Source organism: Streptomyces sp. NBC_00322, assembly GCF_036147535.1.
GTDB lineage: Bacteria > Actinomycetota > Actinomycetes > Streptomycetales > Streptomycetaceae > Streptomyces.
Window position 1 is genome coordinate 2,614,745 of sequence record NZ_CP108019.1, and the last position, 18,452, is coordinate 2,633,196.

Consider the following 18,452-nt stretch of genomic DNA (forward strand, 5'->3'; position numbering starts at 1 on the left):
GGCACCGGGAGGGGCAGGCCGCATCATGGCAGAGCCGGGCGTCGAAACGCGTACGAGGAGTTCTGTGATCACCGCGCGGGCGGCTGCCACCTTCGACCCTGTCGGGCGGTCCGTCGCGACCGCCCGCGCCTTTGTCCGCGACACACTCCAGGGGTGGGGGTACTCCGACGTCGTGGACGACGCGGTCGTCCTCACCAGCGAGCTCGTCACCAACGCCGTCGTGCATGCGGGCACCGCCGCCGACGTCCTGTGTATGCGCACGGACGACGGCGTACGCGTCGAAGTCGGCGACCGCTACCCGGAACGGGAGATCCCACTCCAGGGCAGCGGCCGGATCATCGTCAGCCCCGACCGCGAGAACGGCCGCGGCCTGCTCCTGTGCGCGGCCCTGGCCTCCCGCTGGGGCGTCGAGTACACCCCCACCCACAAGCAGGTGTGGTTCCAACTCGACCTCCCCCAGCGCCCGGTGGGCACCCGCTCCGCCGGCCCCGTACTGCCCGTCGCCCTGCTCCCGGTCGCCGACGAACGCGTACGCGTCGCCGTCTTCCAGATCGACCGCTCCGGCTCGATCTCCGTCTGGAACGAGGACGCGGAGCACCTCTTCGGCTACCCGCCCGACCAGGTCATCGGCAAGCCCCTCACCGACGTCGCCGCCTGGCCGCACACGCCCGGTATCGGCACCGGCATCGCCGACGCGCTGCGACTCTCACGCTGGGAAGGCAGTTACGGCATCCGCGGCACCGACGGCCGCGTCGTCCCCGTCTACGCATCGCACCTTCGCGTGCGGGACGCGAACGGCGAGCCCTCCACCGTCTGCCTTCTCGTACGCGACGACGAACGCGCCATCCTGCAGACCCCGCAGCGCGCCCCCGTGACCGAAACCGGCGCCGAGAGGCGCACCACCGACCCCTTCGAGATCTTCATCGGCTCCCCCGCACCCGACGACCTCGACGGCCTCCTCCAGCGCACCGTCGAACGCGCCCGCGACATGCTCGACGGCGACGCCGCCTTCCTGCTGCTCGCCACCGACGACGAGACCGAGTTGGAGGTACGGGCCACCACCGGACTGCCCTCGGCCCGCCAGCGGTTCGCCCGTGTCCCCGTCGAAGCCGGCACCGGACGCTACGGCTCCGCCCGTATGCCCGCCGTCCACGAGGACCTCACCGCCGTCCCCGGCGCCGTCCCGCTCCTCAACTCCACCGGCATGCGCTCGGTCGTCACCGTCCCGCTCAAGGTCGAGGGCCGCCTCACCGGCTCCCTCGGCGTCGCCGCCGAATCCGCGGGCCGCTACTCCAACGAGGAGGCCCTGCGCCTCCAGTTCGCCGCCGACCGCATCGCCCTGGCCGTCGAATCGGCACGCCTCGGCGAACTGGAACGGCTGCGCCGCGGCTCCCTCTCCTTCCTCGTCGAGGCCTCCGACCTGCTCGCAGGAACACTCGACCGCGACCAGACCCTGGCCCTGATGGCCCAGATGACGGTTCCCACGCTCGCCACCTGGTGCGCCGTCTACACGATCGCCGACCAGGCCTCCGAGCCGTATCTCAGCTTCGTACTCCATGAGGACGAGGAGAGGATCGACGGCCTCAAGGCCCTCCTCTCCAAGATCGACCCGCCCGACCCGGTGACGACCCCCGGCGCCCGCGTGTGGACCGCGCCGGCCGACGCCGCCCACCGGGCCGCCCTGCGCACCTCCCGGCGCGAACTCGGCCTGGGCTCGAGCCCACCGGTCTCCTCCGGCATCGGCGCCACCCTCGCCACGGCCGCCGCGGTCGGCGGCGAGACAGTCGTCCTGCCGCTCGTCGCCCGCAACCGCGTCATCGGCATGCTGACCCTCGGCAAGCCCTCGGACGACCACTTCCGCCAGGAGATCCTGGAACTCGCCGAAGACCTCTCCCGCCGAGCGGCCCTCGCCCTCGACAACGCCCGCCTGTACTCCGAGCGCGTGGCCATCAGCCAGTCCCTCCAGCGCAGCCTCCTCCCGCCGGAACTCCCCCATGTCCCCGGCGTGGAGGTCGAAGTCATCTACCGGGCGGCCGGCGAAGGCAACGAAGTCGGCGGTGACTTCTACGATCTCTTCCCGATCCGCGACGGCGCCTACGGCTTCGCCATCGGCGACGTCTGCGGTACGGGCCCGGAAGCCGCGGCCGTCACCGGCCTTGCCCGCCACGCCCTGCGTCTGCTCGCCCGGGAGGGCTTCGGAGGCCCCGCGGTCCTGGAGCGGCTGAACGCCGCGATCCTCGACGAGGGAGCCCGCAGCCGCTTCCTCACCCTCCTCTATGGCGAGTTGTGGCCGCAGGAGGACGGCAGCGCGATCCTCAAGGTCGTCTGCGCCGGCCACCCGCTCCCGCTGCGCCTGCGCCAGGACGGCAGCGTCGAAGCGGCAGCCGAACCCCAGCCCCTCCTCGGCGTCATGGACGACCTGGAGCTGTACGAGCAGATGGTGACCCTCGACCCGGGCGACGTACTGCTCTGCGTCACGGACGGCGTCACCGAACGCCGCGAGGGCACCCGCATGCTGGGCGACGACGGCCTCATCGACGTCCTCACCAACTGCACGGGCCTCACCGCGGGCGCGGTCGCCTCCCGCGTCCTGCGCGCGGTAGAACGCTTCGCCGCCGAGCCCGCATCCGACGACATGGCGATCCTGGCGATGCGCGTCCCGGAGCCCCACAGGTCCTGAACACGCCGAAGGCCCCCGCCAGTTGGCGAGGGCCTTCGTCTGTACGAGCCCCAATACGGAATCGAACCGTAGACCTTCTCCTTACCATGGAGACGCTCTACCGACTGAGCTATTGGGGCGTGCTGCGCGGCGGCAACGAGATAGATCGTACACCGAACAGACGGCTGCTTTGAACCACCACCTCCGGTCCGCACCTTGGTCCACGAGCTCAGGTCCACGTGGACGCCGGCGTCAGCACCCTGAACGCAAAAATGCCTCAACCCCCGGACAGAGTCCGGGGGTTGAGGCTAAAAATTGTTCGGCGGCGTCCTACTCTCCCACAGGGTCCCCCCTGCAGTACCATCGGCGCTGAAAGGCTTAGCTTCCGGGTTCGGAATGTAACCGGGCGTTTCCCTAACGCAATGACCACCGAAACACTGTGAAGATATCGATTCCGGAATCCCCCCTGTGACCGTGGGGGACTCGACAGTTCGTTACTTCAGAACTGACACAGTGGACGCGAGCAACTGAGGACAAGCCCTCGGCCTATTAGTACCAGTCAGCTCCACCCCTTGCGGGGCTTCCACATCTGGCCTATCAACCCAGTCGTCTACTGGGAGCCTTAACCCCTCAAAGGGGGTGGGAGTCCTCATCTCGAAGCAGGCTTCCCGCTTAGATGCTTTCAGCGGTTATCCTTTCCGAACGTAGCCAACCAGCCATGCCCTTGGCAGGACAACTGGCACACCAGAGGTTCGTCCGTCCCGGTCCTCTCGTACTAGGGACAGCCCTTCTCAAGACTCCTACGCGCACAGCGGATAGGGACCGAACTGTCTCACGACGTTCTAAACCCAGCTCGCGTACCGCTTTAATGGGCGAACAGCCCAACCCTTGGGACCGACTCCAGCCCCAGGATGCGACGAGCCGACATCGAGGTGCCAAACCATCCCGTCGATATGGACTCTTGGGGAAGATCAGCCTGTTATCCCCGGGGTACCTTTTATCCGTTGAGCGACGGCGCTTCCACAAGCCACCGCCGGATCACTAGTCCCGACTTTCGTCCCTGCTCGACCCGTCGGTCTCACAGTCAAGCTCCCTTGTGCACTTACACTCAACACCTGATTGCCAACCAGGCTGAGGGAACCTTTGGGCGCCTCCGTTACCCTTTGGGAGGCAACCGCCCCAGTTAAACTACCCATCAGACACTGTCCCTGATCCGGATCACGGACCCAGGTTAGACATCCAGCACGACCAGAGTGGTATTTCAACGACGACTCCACCTGAACTGGCGTCCAAGCTTCACAGTCTCCCACCTATCCTACACAAGCCGAACCGAACACCAATATCAAACTGTAGTAAAGGTCCCGGGGTCTTTCCGTCCTGCTGCGCGAAACGAGCATCTTTACTCGTAGTGCAATTTCACCGGGCCTATGGTTGAGACAGTCGAGAAGTCGTTACGCCATTCGTGCAGGTCGGAACTTACCCGACAAGGAATTTCGCTACCTTAGGATGGTTATAGTTACCACCGCCGTTTACTGGCGCTTAAGTTCTCAGCTTCGCCACACCGAAATGTGACTAACCGGTCCCCTTAACGTTCCAGCACCGGGCAGGCGTCAGTCCGTATACATCGCCTTACGGCTTCGCACGGACCTGTGTTTTTAGTAAACAGTCGCTTCTCGCTGGTCTCTGCGGCCACCCCCAGCTCACTGTGCAAGACAGATCACCAGTGATGGCCCCCCTTCTCCCGAAGTTACGGGGGCATTTTGCCGAGTTCCTTAACCATAGTTCACCCGAACGCCTCGGTATTCTCTACCTGACCACCTGAGTCGGTTTAGGGTACGGGCCGCCATGAAACTCGCTAGAGGCTTTTCTCGACAGCATAGGATCATCCACTTCACCACAATCGGCTCGGCATCAGGTCTCAGCCTCAATGTGTGACGGATTTGCCTATCACACGGCCTACACCCTTACCCCGGGACAACCACCGCCCGGGCTGGACTACCTTCCTGCGTCACCCCATCGCTTACCTACTACCACCTCGGTTCGGCGGCTCCACCACTCCCCTTTGCCCGAAGGCTCCGGGGCGGCTTCACGGCCTTAGCATTAATGGGCTCGATACTGGGCGTTTCAAAGCGGGTACCGGAATATCAACCGGTTGTCCATCGACTACGCCTGTCGGCCTCGCCTTAGGTCCCGACTTACCCTGGGCAGATCAGCTTGACCCAGGAACCCTTAGTCAATCGGCGCACACGTTTCTCACGTGTGTATCGCTACTCATGCCTGCATTCTCACTCGTGAACCGTCCACCACTCGCTTACGCGGCGGCTTCACCCGGCACACGACGCTCCCCTACCCATCCGTACTCCCGTTGGGGATATATGTACGAATGACACGACTTCGGCGGTACGCTTGAGCCCCGCTACATTGTCGGCGCGGAATCACTTGACCAGTGAGCTATTACGCACTCTTTCAAGGGTGGCTGCTTCTAAGCCAACCTCCTGGTTGTCTCTGCGACTCCACATCCTTTCCCACTTAGCGTACGCTTAGGGGCCTTAGTCGATGCTCTGGGCTGTTTCCCTCTCGACCATGGAGCTTATCCCCCACAGTCTCACTGCCGCGCTCTCACTTACCGGCATTCGGAGTTTGGCTAAGGTCAGTAACCCGGTAGGGCCCATCGCCTATCCAGTGCTCTACCTCCGGCAAGAAACACACGACGCTGCACCTAAATGCATTTCGGGGAGAACCAGCTATCACGGAGTTTGATTGGCCTTTCACCCCTAACCACAGGTCATCCCCCAGGTTTTCAACCCTGGTGGGTTCGGTCCTCCACGAAGTCTTACCTCCGCTTCAACCTGCCCATGGCTAGATCACTCCGCTTCGGGTCTTGAGCGCGCTACTAAACCGCCCTGTTCGGACTCGCTTTCGCTACGGCTTCCCCACACGGGTTAACCTCGCAACACACCGCAAACTCGCAGGCTCATTCTTCAAAAGGCACGCAGTCACGACGCACAGAGTAAACTCTGCGCGCGACGCTCCCACGGCTTGTAGGCACACGGTTTCAGGTACTATTTCACTCCGCTCCCGCGGTACTTTTCACCATTCCCTCACGGTACTATCCGCTATCGGTCACCAGGGAATATTTAGGCTTAACGGGTGGTCCCGCCAGATTCACACGGGATTTCTCGGGCCCCGTGCTACTTGGGTGTCTCTTAAACGAGCCGCTGATGTTTCAGCTACGGGGGTCTTACCCTCTACGCCGGACCTTTCGCATGTCCTTCGCCTACATCAACGGTTTCTGACTCGTCTCATCGCCGGCAGACGATGACAAAGAGATCCCACAACCCCGTACGCGCAACCCCTGCCGGGTATCACACGCATACGGTTTGGCCTCATCCGGTTTCGCTCGCCACTACTCCCGGAATCACGGTTGTTTTCTCTTCCTGAGGGTACTGAGATGTTTCACTTCCCCTCGTTCCCTCCACACTGCCTATGTGTTCAGCAGCGGGTGACAGCCCATGACGACTGCCGGGTTTCCCCATTCGGAAACCCCCGGATCAAAGCCTGGTTGACGGCTCCCCGGGGACTATCGTGGCCTCCCACGTCCTTCATCGGTTCCTGGTGCCAAGGCATCCACCGTGCGCCCTTAAAAACTTGGCCACAGATGCTCGCGTCCACTGTGCAGTTCTCAAGCAACGACCAGCCACCCACCACCCCGTCGACAAGCAACGAGTTCACTGGGGCCGGCATCGCGAAGGGCGAGCAAACGCTCGCACCCTCAGACACCCAACAGCGCGCCCGGCACGATCCCCTGACTCACACGTTCCACGCCGAAGCAGTACTAGTGAAGTCCTGAAACCGTGCCGAATAGTCAACGTTCCACCCATGAGCAACCAGCATCGGACGTACGCCGATGTACTGGCCTCTGACCAGACCGGGGTCTGGTGAGAAGTGCTCCTTAGAAAGGAGGTGATCCAGCCGCACCTTCCGGTACGGCTACCTTGTTACGACTTCGTCCCAATCGCCAGTCCCACCTTCGACAGCTCCCTCCCACAAGGGGTTGGGCCACCGGCTTCGGGTGTTACCGACTTTCGTGACGTGACGGGCGGTGTGTACAAGGCCCGGGAACGTATTCACCGCAGCAATGCTGATCTGCGATTACTAGCAACTCCGACTTCATGGGGTCGAGTTGCAGACCCCAATCCGAACTGAGACCGGCTTTTTGAGATTCGCTCCGCCTCGCGGCATCGCAGCTCTTTGTACCGGCCATTGTAGCACGTGTGCAGCCCAAGACATAAGGGGCATGATGACTTGACGTCGTCCCCACCTTCCTCCGAGTTGACCCCGGCAGTCTCCTGTGAGTCCCCATCACCCCGAAGGGCATGCTGGCAACACAGAACAAGGGTTGCGCTCGTTGCGGGACTTAACCCAACATCTCACGACACGAGCTGACGACAGCCATGCACCACCTGTATACCGACCACAAGGGGGGCACCATCTCTGATGCTTTCCGGTATATGTCAAGCCTTGGTAAGGTTCTTCGCGTTGCGTCGAATTAAGCCACATGCTCCGCTGCTTGTGCGGGCCCCCGTCAATTCCTTTGAGTTTTAGCCTTGCGGCCGTACTCCCCAGGCGGGGAACTTAATGCGTTAGCTGCGGCACCGACGACGTGGAATGTCGCCAACACCTAGTTCCCAACGTTTACGGCGTGGACTACCAGGGTATCTAATCCTGTTCGCTCCCCACGCTTTCGCTCCTCAGCGTCAGTAATGGCCCAGAGATCCGCCTTCGCCACCGGTGTTCCTCCTGATATCTGCGCATTTCACCGCTACACCAGGAATTCCGATCTCCCCTACCACACTCTAGCTAGCCCGTATCGAATGCAGACCCGGGGTTAAGCCCCGGGCTTTCACATCCGACGTGACAAGCCGCCTACGAGCTCTTTACGCCCAATAATTCCGGACAACGCTTGCGCCCTACGTATTACCGCGGCTGCTGGCACGTAGTTAGCCGGCGCTTCTTCTGCAGGTACCGTCACTTGCGCTTCTTCCCTGCTGAAAGAGGTTTACAACCCGAAGGCCGTCATCCCTCACGCGGCGTCGCTGCATCAGGCTTTCGCCCATTGTGCAATATTCCCCACTGCTGCCTCCCGTAGGAGTCTGGGCCGTGTCTCAGTCCCAGTGTGGCCGGTCGCCCTCTCAGGCCGGCTACCCGTCGTCGCCTTGGTAGGCCATCACCCCACCAACAAGCTGATAGGCCGCGGGCTCATCCTTCACCGCCGGAGCTTTCAACCCCCCAAGATGCCTCGGGAGGTGGTATCCGGTATTAGACCCCGTTTCCAGGGCTTGTCCCAGAGTGAAGGGCAGATTGCCCACGTGTTACTCACCCGTTCGCCACTAATCCACCCCGAAGGGCTTCATCGTTCGACTTGCATGTGTTAAGCACGCCGCCAGCGTTCGTCCTGAGCCAGGATCAAACTCTCCATGAATGTTTACCCGTAATCGGGTCGAACACCACAAGAGCGGGACGACCGGTCGGAATAAGACCGATCGTCCACAGCGTCCTCGCTGTGTCATTGCCTGCCCGCCACAAAGGACCGACAGGACTTTCAAAGGAACCTCAACCCACCGAAATGGGCCGGGGTTGTCAATCTGGCGTTGACTTTTGGCACGCTGTTGAGTTCTCAAGGAACGGACGCTTCCTTCAGACCCTTTTCATCGGGCCCTCCGGGCGCTTCCCTTCGGTCTTGCGTTTCCAACCCTACCAGACTCTTTTTCCATTCCGTTTCCGGTGAGGAATTCGAATCCAGTGGCCGTTGGAAGGCCTTTACCTTTCGGCTGACCCGACTTTATCAGAGATTCTGAGTCGGAATTCCCGCCCCTTCGGGGACTGCTCCGAGCGCACGAGTGCGCCGGGTTCCCGTTCAGGCGGAGACGTAAACGTACTGGAGCGGAGCGCCCCGACGCAAATCGGGGGCTCCGCTCCGGAGTTGGCCTGGTCAGACCTCGACGACGACCGGAAGGATCATCGGGCGCCGACGGTAGGTGTCGGAGACCCACTTGCCCGCCACGCGGCGGACGAGTTGCTGCAGCTGGTGCGGCTCGGCGACGCCGTCGGAAGCCGACTTGGCGATCGCTTCCTCGATCTTCGGGAGTACCGCGCCGAAGGCGCTGTCCTCGATTCCGGAGCCGCGGGCGTGGATGTGCGGGCCGCCGACGACCTTGCCGGTACTCGAGTCGACCACGAGGAAGACCGAGATGATGCCCTCGTCGCCGAGGATCCGGCGGTCCTTGAGCGAGGCCTCGGTGACATCGCCGACCGAGAGGCCGTCGACGTACACATAACCCGCCTGGACCTTGCCGACGATCTTGGCCTTGCCGTCGAGGAGGTCGACGACGACCCCGTCCTCGGCGATGACGATGTGGTCCTTCGGGACGCCTGTCAGGGCTCCGAGTTCGGCGTTGGCGCGCAGGTGGCGCCATTCGCCGTGAACCGGCATCAGGTTCTTCGGCTTGCAGATGTTGTAGAAGTACAGCAGCTCGCCGGCCGAGGCGTGGCCCGAGACATGGACCTTGGCATTGCCCTTGTGGACGACGTTCGCGCCCCAGCGGGTCAGGCCGTTGATCACGCGGTAGACCGCGTTCTCGTTGCCCGGAATCAGGGACGACGCCAGGATCACGGTGTCGCCCTGGACGATGCGGATCTGGTGGTCCCGGTTGGCCATGCGGGACAGGGCCGCCATCGGTTCGCCCTGGGAGCCCGTACAGACCAGGACCACGTCGTGGTCCGGGAGGTCGTCGAGCGTCTTCACGTCGACGACCAGGCCCGCGGGGACCCGCAGATAGCCCAGGTCGCGTGCGATGCCCATGTTGCGGACCATCGAGCGGCCGACGAAGGCCACCCGGCGGCCGTACTCGTGGGCCGCGTCGAGGATCTGCTGGATGCGGTGGACGTGGCTGGCGAAGCTGGCCACGATGATGCGCTTCTGGGCGTTCGCGAAGACCGTGCGCAGGACGTTCGAGATGTCGCGCTCGGGCGGGACGAAGCCCGGGACCTCTGCGTTCGTCGAGTCCGAGAGCAGGAGGTCGATGCCCTCATCGCTCAGCCGCGCGAATGCGTGCAGGTCGGTCAGCCGGCCGTCCAGCGGGAGCTGGTCCATCTTGAAGTCGCCGGTGTGGACCACCATGCCCGCGGGGGTGCGGATGGCGACGGCCAGCGCGTCCGGGATGGAGTGGTTGACCGCGATGAACTCGCAGTCGAAGGGGCCGATGCGCTCGCGGTGGCCCTCGGTGACTTCGAGGGTGTACGGGCGGATGCGGTGCTCCTGGAGCTTTGCCTCGATCAGCGCGAGGGTCAGCTTGGAGCCGATCAGCGGGATGTCCTGCTTCAGGCGGAGCAGAAACGGGACGCCACCGATGTGGTCCTCGTGGCCGTGCGTGAGCACGATGCCGTCGATGTCGTCGAGGCGGTCCCGGAGGGTGGTGAAGTCCGGCAGGATCAGGTCGATTCCGGGCTGCTCCTCCTCGGGGAAGAGGACGCCGCAGTCGACGATGAGCAGTCGGCCGTCGTATTCGAAGACCGTCATGTTCCGGCCGATCTCGCCGAGACCGCCGAGCGGGGTGACGCGCAGGCCACCCTTGGGAAGCTTCGGCGGGGCGCCGAGTTCAGGATGCGGATGACTCAAAAGACTCTCCTCACCACGCACGCCACGTACCGCTCCGGCACGTGGCGTACATGACATTCGTGCACTTGCTGTTGTCTTGGTTCCGACCGGTTTCGGTCGGCCTTCTTCGCGTATTCAGTTGTGAAGTCTGTGTTTAGAGCTGTACCCCACCGGCCGCGAGGTCGATCTTGAGCTGCGCGATTTCCTCCGGGGAGAGCTCCACCAGGGGAAGCCGGAGCGGTCCGGCCGGGAGGCCCTGCAGGGCCAGTGCCGCCTTGGTGGTGATGACGCCCTGGGTGCGGAACATGCCCGTGAAGACCGGGAGCAGCTGCTGGTGGATCTCGGTGGCCTTCTGGACGTCACCGGTGAGGTGGGCGTCGAGGAGGGCGCGGAGCTCCGGGGTGACGACATGACCGACGACGGATACGAAGCCGACGGCGCCGACCGAGAGCAGCGGGAGGTTGAGCATGTCGTCGCCGGAGTACCAGGCGAGACCGCTGCGGGCGATGGCCCAGCTGGCGCGGCCCAGGTCACCCTTGGCGTCCTTGTTCGCGACGATACGCGAGTGATCGGCGAGGCGCACCAAGGTTTCGGTGTCGATCGGGACACCGCTGCGGCCGGGGATGTCGTAGAGCATGACGGGCAGTTCCGTCGCGTCGGCGATGGCCGAGAAGTGACGGAACAGGCCCTCCTGCGGGGGCTTGTTGTAGTACGGCGTCACCGCGAGCAGGCCGTGCGCGCCGGAGCGTTCGGCGGTGCGGGCGAGCTCGATGCTGTGGCGCGTGTCGTTGGTGCCGATACCGGCGACGACGTGAGCCCGGTCTCCGACGGCTTCCAGTACGGCTCGTACGAGCTGGTCTTTCTCCGCGTCGCTGGTGGTCGGCGACTCACCGGTGGTGCCATTGATGATCAGGCCGTCGTTGCCTGCATCCACCAGATGGGCCGCCAGGCGCTGTGCGCCGGCGAGGTCGAGTGCGCCGTCCGCCGTGAAGGGCGTGACCATGGCGGTGAGGACCCGCCCGAAGGGGGTCTGCGGAGTGGAGATCGGAGCCATGGGTAACACGCTACTCGCTGCTCAGTACGCAGTGTCCCCTCGGGGGACGTGACGTAGGACGTGACATGCGGAGCCCGGCACTGCCTGCTCGGGGGTTCAAGCAGTGCCGGGTCCGTTTGATCAGCCTAGATGAACTTCACGAAACACCGCAATGCGGACACTTCTCCGCGCTGACCCGTACATCTGTGCTCCACGGGACGATTGTGCCCTATGGGGCGATGCGGCCATTGGCATTGAAGGCCGCGTAGGTGAGCGGCATGAGCTTCGCCCAGTGCTGCTCCATCTTCTCGCCGACCATCTCGATCTCCCGCTGGGGGAAGGACGGGACCTTCGCCAGCTCGTGCTGCGTACGCAGGCCGAGGAAGTGCATCAGCGAGCGGGCGTTGCAGGTGGCATACATGGACGAGAACAGGCCAACGGGAAGGACGGCGCGCGCGACCTCGCGGGCGATGCCCTCGTCGAGCATCTCCTTGTACGTCTCGTACGAGCGGCGGTACGAGTCGATCATGGCGTCGCTGACGACCTTGTGCTGCTCCGGGCTGCCGTCGATGAAGACGTACTTGCCGGGGCGGCCCTCCTGCACGAGCTTGCGCTGCTGGCCCGGGACGTAGAAGACCGGCTGCAGCTCCCTGTAGCGCCCGGACTCCTCGTTGTAGGACCAGCCCACACGGTGGCGCATGAACTCACGGAAGACGAAGATCGGGGCACTGATGAAGAAGGTCATCGAGTTGTGCTCGAAGGGGCTGCCGTGGCGGTCCCGCATCAGGTAGTTGATCAGTCCCGTGGAGCGCTCGGGGTCCTTCTGGAGCTCCTCCAGAGACTGCTCGCCTGCCGTGGAAACGCGGGCGGCCCACAGCACGTCGGAGTCACCGGCGGTGTGCTTCACCAGCTCGACGGTGACATCGCTGCGGAAATTGGGCGTGGCTGTCTCGGCGGGGGTGTCGGGCACCAGGAGTCCTTCCGGTTGAACGCATAGGCGGCGCCCACTTTAACGACGGAACGCCTCGGCAGTGCCTCTGGCCCCTTTGGGCAAATCCGGGAACGCGGGCACCAAATGACTGCTTTTGACGTCTCTACCAGTAGACCACCGACACGTTGCCAAGGAGAGTGCCCTGATGTTCCGCCGGCGAGAGGCCGTCCCGTTCGCATTCGTCGCTGAGGCCGACCGCTTCCGCAGTAACGTCACTCCGCCGCCCCGTGTACGTCCCAGCGGCTCCCAGCTCGCGGGGCACACGCTGATCGGGCTGACCGTCGTCGCAGGGCTGGTCGGCTCCCTGCTCTTCGGGCTTCCCGCGCTGGAATCCGGCCGGGCGGCGGGGCATTCGCAGCAGTCCGAGGCGTCCGACGGGCGCTGACTCTCCCCCACAGCCCTAATGGGCGTGGGGGCACCCCCATGGCCCCCCGGGGGTGGTCGGGCCGAGGGTGCCTCGGTAGCCTCACCGGGCACAGCCGAATCGAGTGTGCTGGTGAGTGAGGATCAGTCGTGCCCCTGCCTTTTCTGACGGCCGACCGTGCGTTCGGCACGAGCGATGACGACGTCGCGCTGCCCTTCGACGATCACGACCGCTGGCGGCGTCCGTACCGTCCGGGTCCCTGGCGGGTCGGCGCCGCGGCGCTGTTGCTGCTGCTCGCCTCGTTCGTGCTCATCGCTGCGATGATCATCGCGTTCGCCGGTGCGCTGCCGGGTGCCGGCGTCTGTCTTGGCCTCGGGCTCGCGCTCATCTTCACTTCACTGAGGCTGCTGCGGGCGGGAGTCTGGGTGAGCCGGCACGGAGTGCGGCGCGTGGCCTTCTTCGCGACCACGACGGTGCCGTGGAACCGCGTCGTGGCGGTACGAACCGTGCAGCAGCCCGTGCGCTGGCTCGGGCTGCCGCGCACCGTACAGGGGCAGGCGCTCGTCGCCATACCGCAGGGCGGGGAAGCGCTGCCCCTGCTGACCGATCACAACGCGGACTTCCTGTCACGCACCGAGGCGTTCGACCGGGCGGCGGACTCCGTCGAGGCCTGGGGGGCCGAATACCGCGGGGCCTGACCGACGGATCGGCCCCGGACCCATTCCTCAAACGCCGGAGGGGCTTGTTTTGCGCAGCGTGATCGCGCGCTGCATCGCCTTGCGGGCGCGCGGAGTGTCGCGGGCATCGTGATAGGCCACGGCCAGCCGGAACCAGCAGCGCCAGTCGTCCGGCGAGTCCTCGGTCTCGGCCCTCCGCTGCGCGAAGATCTCGTCGGCCGCGTCACGGTCGATCCGCCCGCCGGGCGTACGGCTCGACTCGTGAACCGGCAGCCCGCCTTCGGACTCCAGCTCGCGGGCCAGCCGATGCGCGTTGCGCGCGAAGCTGGTGTTGTGCCAGAGGAACCAGGCGCCGACGACCGGCAGCAGGAACGCCACCGCGCCCATCCCCATGGCGGCGGGCTCACCGGTCAGGAGGAGCAGCACGCCCTCCAGCGCCACCACGCCGAAGACGAGCACCAGCGCGGTGGCGAGGAAGAAGTACGTGATCTTTCCACCCATGGCCGTCAGCCCAGGTCGAGGAAGTTTTCCAGGCCGAAGGTGAGGCCCGGAGTGGATACGACACGGCGGGCGCCCAGCAGGATGCCCGGCATGAAGCTGCTGTGGTGCAGCGAGTCGTGGCGGATGGTCAGGGTCTCGCCCTCGCCGCCCAGCAGGACTTCCTGGTGGGCGAGCAGACCGCGCAGCCGTACGGCATGCACGGGGACGCCGTCGACGTCCGCGCCGCGGGCGCCGTCCAGCGCGGTGACGGTCGCGTCCGGCTGCGGGGCGCAGCCCGCCTCCGCGCGCGCCGCCGCGATGAGCTGTGCGGTGCGGGTCGCGGTGCCGCTCGGGGCGTCGGCCTTGTTCGGGTGGTGCAGTTCTACGACCTCGACGGACTCGAAGTACCGCGCGGCCTGCTGTGCGAACTTCATGGTGAGGACCGCGCCGATGGAGAAGTTCGGTGCGATGAGGACACCGGTCCCGGGCGATGCGGCGAGCGAGGTGCCCAGCTGCGCGAGGCGCTCATCGGTCCAGCCGGTGGTGCCGACGACCGCGTGAATGCCGTGGCGTACGCAGAAGTCGAGATTGCCCATCACCGAGGCCGGCGTGGTCAGTTCGACCACGACCTGGGTGCCGGAATCGACCAGGGCCTCCAGCTTGTCGCCCCGGCCGAGAGCCGCGACCAGTTCCATGTCGTCGGCGGCCTCGACGGCTCGTACCGCTTCCGAGCCGATACGGCCCTTGGCGCCGAGAACGGCCACGCGCAGCTTGCTCATTGCTCTCTTCCTTAACGTTAGGAGACCGCTTCGTGGAGGCGGTCCGCCTGCTTGTCCTTGAGCGGGCCGATCACCGACAGGGAGGGACGGTGTCCCAGCACCTCGCCTGCTACCGCGCGTACCTCGTCGGGCGTGACGGAGGCTATCTGCCGCAGCATGTCGTCGACCGACATCTGCGAGCCCCAGCACAGTTCGCTCTTGCCGATGCGGTTCATCAGCGCGCCTGTGTCCTCGAGGCCCAGCACGGTGGATCCGGAGAGCTGGCCCACGGCGCGGCCGATCTCCTCGTCCGAGAGCCCCTCGGACGCGACCCGGTCGAGCTCGTCGCGGCAGATCTTCAGGACGTCGTGGACCTGGCTGGGGCGGCAGCCCGCGTAGACGCCGAAGAGGCCCGTGTCGGCGAAGCCCGAGGTGTACGAGTACACGCTGTAGGCCAGGCCGCGCTTCTCGCGGACCTCCTGGAACAGGCGGGATGACATGCCGCCGCCGAGGGCGGTGTTCAGTACCCCGAGCGCCCAGCGGCGGTCGTCGGTGCGGGCGAGGCCGGGCATGCCGAGGACGACATGGGCCTGCTCGGTCTTGCGCTCCAGCAGCTCGACGCGGCCGGCGGTGCGCAGGGTCCGGCTCCCGTCGCGGGGCGGGGTGGGGGCCGCGTCCGTACGGGACAGGGCGCCGGCCTTCTCGAAGGCCCTGCGGACCTGGCGTACGACGGTGGCGTGGTCGATATTGCCCGCGGCCGCGACGACCAGATGGGTCGGGTCGTAGTGCTTCTTGTAGAAGCGGCGGACGCGGTCGGCGCTCAGCGCGTTGACCGTGTCGACCGTGCCGAGAACGGGACGGCCGAGGGGGCTGTCGCCGAACATCGTCTGCGCGAACAGGTCGTGCACGCAGTCGCCCGGGTCGTCCTCCGTCATCGCGATCTCTTCGAGGATGACACCGCGCTCGGCGTCGACGTCGTCCTGGAGGATCAACGATCCGGTGAGCATGTCGCAGACCACGTCGATGGCGAGCGGCAGGTCGGTGTCGAGCACGCGCGCGTAGTAGCAGGTGTACTCCTTCGCCGTGAAGGCGTTCATCTCGCCGCCGACCGCGTCGATCGCCGATGAGATGTCGAGGGCGGAGCGCCGTCGCGTGCCCTTGAAGAGGAGGTGCTCCAGGTAGTGCGTGGCGCCGCCGAGCGAGGGCGTCTCGTCGCGGGAGCCGACGTTCGCCCAGATGCCGAAGGTGGCGGAGCGTACGGAGGGCAGGGTTTCGGTGACGACGCGCAGGCCGCCGGGCAGGACGGTGCGGCGGACGGTGCCGATGCCGTGCTCGCCCTTGAGAAGCGTTTGGGTACGGGCGACGGCCCGCGCCTCCGAAGAGGTGCGGGCCGTCGTCCTGGAACTACGGGACGTCACTTGGCAGCGTCGTCCTTGTTCTCGTCGGCGGACTCTTCGCCCTCGATCACGGGGATCAGGGAGAGCTTGCCGCGGGAGTCGATCTCGGCGATCTCGACCTGCACCTTGGAGCCGACCGCGAGCACGTCCTCGACGTTCTCCACGCGCTTGCCACCGGCGAGCTTGCGGATCTGCGAGATGTGCAGCAGACCGTCCTTGCCGGGCATCAGGGAGACGAAGGCACCGAAGGTGGTGGTCTTGACGACCGTACCCAGGTAGCGCTCGCCGACCTCCGGCATGGTCGGGTTGGCGATCGAGTTGATCGTGGCGCGGGCGGCCTCGGCCTGCGAGCCCTGCTGGGCACCGATGTAGATGGTGCCGTCGTCCTCGATCGTGATGTCGGCGCCGGTGTCCTCCTGGATCTGGTTGATCATCTTGCCCTTGGGGCCGATGACCTCACCGATCTTGTCCACCGGGATCTTGACGGTGATGATCCGCGGGGCGTTCGGGGACATCTCGTCCGGGACGTCGATGGCCTCGTTCATCACATCGAGGATGTGGAGGCGGGCGTCGCGGGCCTGCTTCAGCGCGGCGGCCAGGACCGAGGCGGGGATGCCGTCGAGCTTGGTGTCGAGCTGGAGCGCGGTGACGAAGGTCTTCGTACCGGCGACCTTGAAGTCCATGTCACCGAAGGCGTCCTCCGCACCGAGGATGTCGGTGAGGGCGACGTAGTGCGTCTGGCCGTCGATTTCCTCGGAGATCAGACCCATGGCGATACCGGCGACGGGGGCCTTGAGCGGCACACCGGCGTTCAGCAGCGACATGGTGGAGGCGCAGACCGAGCCCATGGACGTGGAGCCGTTGGAGCCCAGCGCCTCGGAGACCTGGCGGATGGCGTACGGGAACTCCTCGCGCGTCGGCAGCACCGGCACGATGGCGCGCTCGGCGAGCGCGCCGTGGCCGATCTCGCGGCGCTTCGGCGAACCGACGCGGCCGGTCTCACCGACGGAGTACGGCGGGAAGTTGTAGTTGTGCATGTAGCGCTTGCGGGTCACCGGGGAAAGGGTGTCCAGCTGCTGCTCCATACGGAGCATGTTCAGGGTGGTGACGCCCAGGATCTGGGTCTCGCCACGCTCGAACAGCGCCGAGCCGTGCACACGCGGGATGGCCTCGACCTCGGCGGCGAGCGTACGGATGTCCGTGACGCCACGGCCGTCGATGCGGACCTTGTCCTTGATGACGCGCTCGCGGACGAGCTTCTTGGTCAGCGCGCGGTAGGCACCGGAGATCTCCTTCTCGCGGCCCTCGAACTGCGGGAGCAGCTTCTCGGCGGCGACCTCCTTGATGCGGTCCAGCTCGGTCTCGCGCTCCTGCTTGCCGGCGATGGTGAGCGCCTGCGCGAGCTCGCCTTTGACGGCCGCGGTCAGCGCCTCCAGGACGTCGTCCTGGTAGTCGAGGAAGACCGGGAACTCGCCGGTGGGCTTGGCGGCCTTGGCGGCGAGGTCCGACTGGGCCTTGCACAGCGCCTTGATGAAGGGCTTCGCGGCCTCGAGACCGGCAGCGACGAGCTCCTCGGTCGGCGCCTCGGCGCCGCCCTTGACGAGCTCGATGGTCTTCTCGGTGGCCTCGGCCTCGACCATCATGATCGCGACGTCGCCGTCCTCCAGGACGCGACCGGCGACCACCATGTCGAAGACGGCGTCCTCGAGCTCGGTGTGCGTCGGGAAGGCGACCCACTGGCCCTTGATCAGGGCGACACGGGTGCCGCCGATCGGGCCGGAGAAGGGCAGGCCGGCCAGCTGCGTGGAGCAGGAGGCGGCGTTGATCGCGACCACGTCGTACAGGTGGTCGGGGTTGAGCGCCATGATCGTCTCGACGATCTGGATCTCGTTGCGCAGGCCCTTCTTGAAGGAGGGGCGCAGCGGGCGGTCGATCAGGCGGCAGGTGAGGATCGCGTCCTCGGAGGGCCGGCCCTCACGACGGAAGAAGGAGCCGGGGATCTTTCCGGCTGCGTACATCCGCTCCTCGACGTCCACCGTCAGGGGGAAGAAGTCGAGCTGGTCCTTGGGCTTCTTGGAAGCGGTGGTGGCCGACAGCACCATGGTGTCGTCGTCCAGGTACGCCACGGCGGAACCGGCGGCCTGCTTGGCCAGGCGGCCCGTCTCGAAGCGGATGGTGCGGGTGCCGAAGGAACCGTTGTCAATGACGGCCTCGGCGTAGTGGGTCTCGTTCTCCACTAGCGTTTTCTCCTCGTCTTCGTCCCCTCGCCCGTGTGGCGGGGGACGGTGGCCGAGAAGCGCTCGTTCTGCGGGCCGGTCTTCGATCGAAGCACCCGGGGCTTGGTTCTCCGGGGGCCACTACCGAGGACCGGCGGCGGTGAGGCGGCTTCTCGTTCGTTCGGTATTGCGTTGTCGTTCGGTACTGCCTTGTGCGACC

Annotated in this window: 10 protein-coding genes, 1 tRNA gene and 3 rRNA genes; 3 read left to right on the forward strand and 11 right to left on the reverse strand. The window is 65.5% G+C overall.

From position 1 onward, the window contains the following. Positions 1-25: 25 nt before the first annotated feature. Positions 26-2,680 (forward strand): SpoIIE family protein phosphatase, encoded by a 2,655-nt coding sequence (locus OG905_RS11710; protein WP_328667674.1) that lies wholly within the window; start codon positions 26-28, stop codon positions 2,678-2,680. A gap of 46 nt (positions 2,681-2,726) precedes the next feature. On the opposite strand, the gene OG905_RS11715 is transcribed toward OG905_RS11710, so the two are convergent. The 7 genes from OG905_RS11715 to thyX form a co-directional block, all read right to left on the reverse strand. Beyond that, positions 2,727-2,799 (reverse strand) — tRNA-Thr (locus tag OG905_RS11715). A 177-nt stretch (positions 2,800-2,976) separates the two neighbouring features. Continuing rightward, positions 2,977-3,093: ribosomal RNA gene (gene rrf / locus OG905_RS11720) — 5S ribosomal RNA — on the reverse strand. 95 nt (positions 3,094-3,188) lie between these two features. Beyond that, positions 3,189-6,313, reverse strand: a 23S ribosomal RNA gene (locus OG905_RS11725). A 302-nt stretch (positions 6,314-6,615) separates the two neighbouring features. Then, a 16S ribosomal RNA gene (locus OG905_RS11730) occupies positions 6,616-8,141 on the reverse strand. Together the 16S, 23S and 5S rRNA genes with 1 tRNA gene alongside form the textbook arrangement of a ribosomal RNA operon. A gap of 510 nt (positions 8,142-8,651) precedes the next feature. After that, complete coding sequence (locus tag OG905_RS11735; RefSeq protein WP_328667675.1) at positions 8,652-10,337, reverse strand: ribonuclease J; 1,686 nt, start codon at positions 10,335-10,337, stop codon at positions 8,652-8,654. 133 nt (positions 10,338-10,470) lie between these two features. Continuing rightward, positions 10,471-11,370, reverse strand: a complete 900-nt coding sequence (gene dapA / locus OG905_RS11740; protein WP_328667676.1) for a 4-hydroxy-tetrahydrodipicolinate synthase — start codon at positions 11,368-11,370, stop codon at positions 10,471-10,473. 208 nt (positions 11,371-11,578) lie between these two features. Next, on the reverse strand, positions 11,579-12,319 hold the full coding sequence (thyX, locus tag OG905_RS11745) for an FAD-dependent thymidylate synthase (protein WP_328667677.1): 741 nt from the start codon (positions 12,317-12,319) through the stop codon (positions 11,579-11,581). 166 nt (positions 12,320-12,485) lie between these two features. Between thyX and OG905_RS11750 the strand changes: the two genes are divergently transcribed. Then, entirely contained in the window at positions 12,486-12,725 is a 240-nt protein-coding gene (locus OG905_RS11750; RefSeq protein ID WP_328667678.1) for a hypothetical protein, read from the forward strand. 128 nt (positions 12,726-12,853) lie between these two features. Further along, positions 12,854-13,402: a hypothetical protein gene (locus OG905_RS11755; protein WP_328667679.1), complete on the forward strand. Its 549-nt coding sequence runs from the start codon at positions 12,854-12,856 to the stop codon at positions 13,400-13,402. A 27-nt stretch (positions 13,403-13,429) separates the two neighbouring features. Here the strand turns inward: OG905_RS11755 and OG905_RS11760 are convergent, their stop codons facing one another. Genes OG905_RS11760 through OG905_RS11775 form a run of 4 tightly spaced genes read right to left on the reverse strand, consistent with a single transcriptional unit; the run spans position 13,430 to position 18,253 of the window. Then, positions 13,430-13,882: a hypothetical protein gene (locus OG905_RS11760; protein WP_328667680.1), complete on the reverse strand. Its 453-nt coding sequence runs from the start codon at positions 13,880-13,882 to the stop codon at positions 13,430-13,432. A 5-nt stretch (positions 13,883-13,887) separates the two neighbouring features. Then, positions 13,888-14,640, reverse strand: coding sequence for a 4-hydroxy-tetrahydrodipicolinate reductase (gene dapB, locus OG905_RS11765; protein ID WP_328667681.1), 753 nt, complete (start codon positions 14,638-14,640; stop codon positions 13,888-13,890). Between the two features lie 17 nt (positions 14,641-14,657). Beyond that, positions 14,658-16,037: a M16 family metallopeptidase gene (locus tag OG905_RS11770; RefSeq protein ID WP_328667682.1), complete on the reverse strand. Its 1,380-nt coding sequence runs from the start codon at positions 16,035-16,037 to the stop codon at positions 14,658-14,660. Then, positions 16,034-18,253, reverse strand: a complete 2,220-nt coding sequence (locus tag OG905_RS11775; RefSeq protein WP_328667683.1) for a polyribonucleotide nucleotidyltransferase — start codon at positions 18,251-18,253, stop codon at positions 16,034-16,036. The genes OG905_RS11770 and OG905_RS11775 overlap by 4 nt, the downstream gene beginning before the upstream one ends. Between the last annotated feature and the right edge of the window lie 199 nt (positions 18,254-18,452).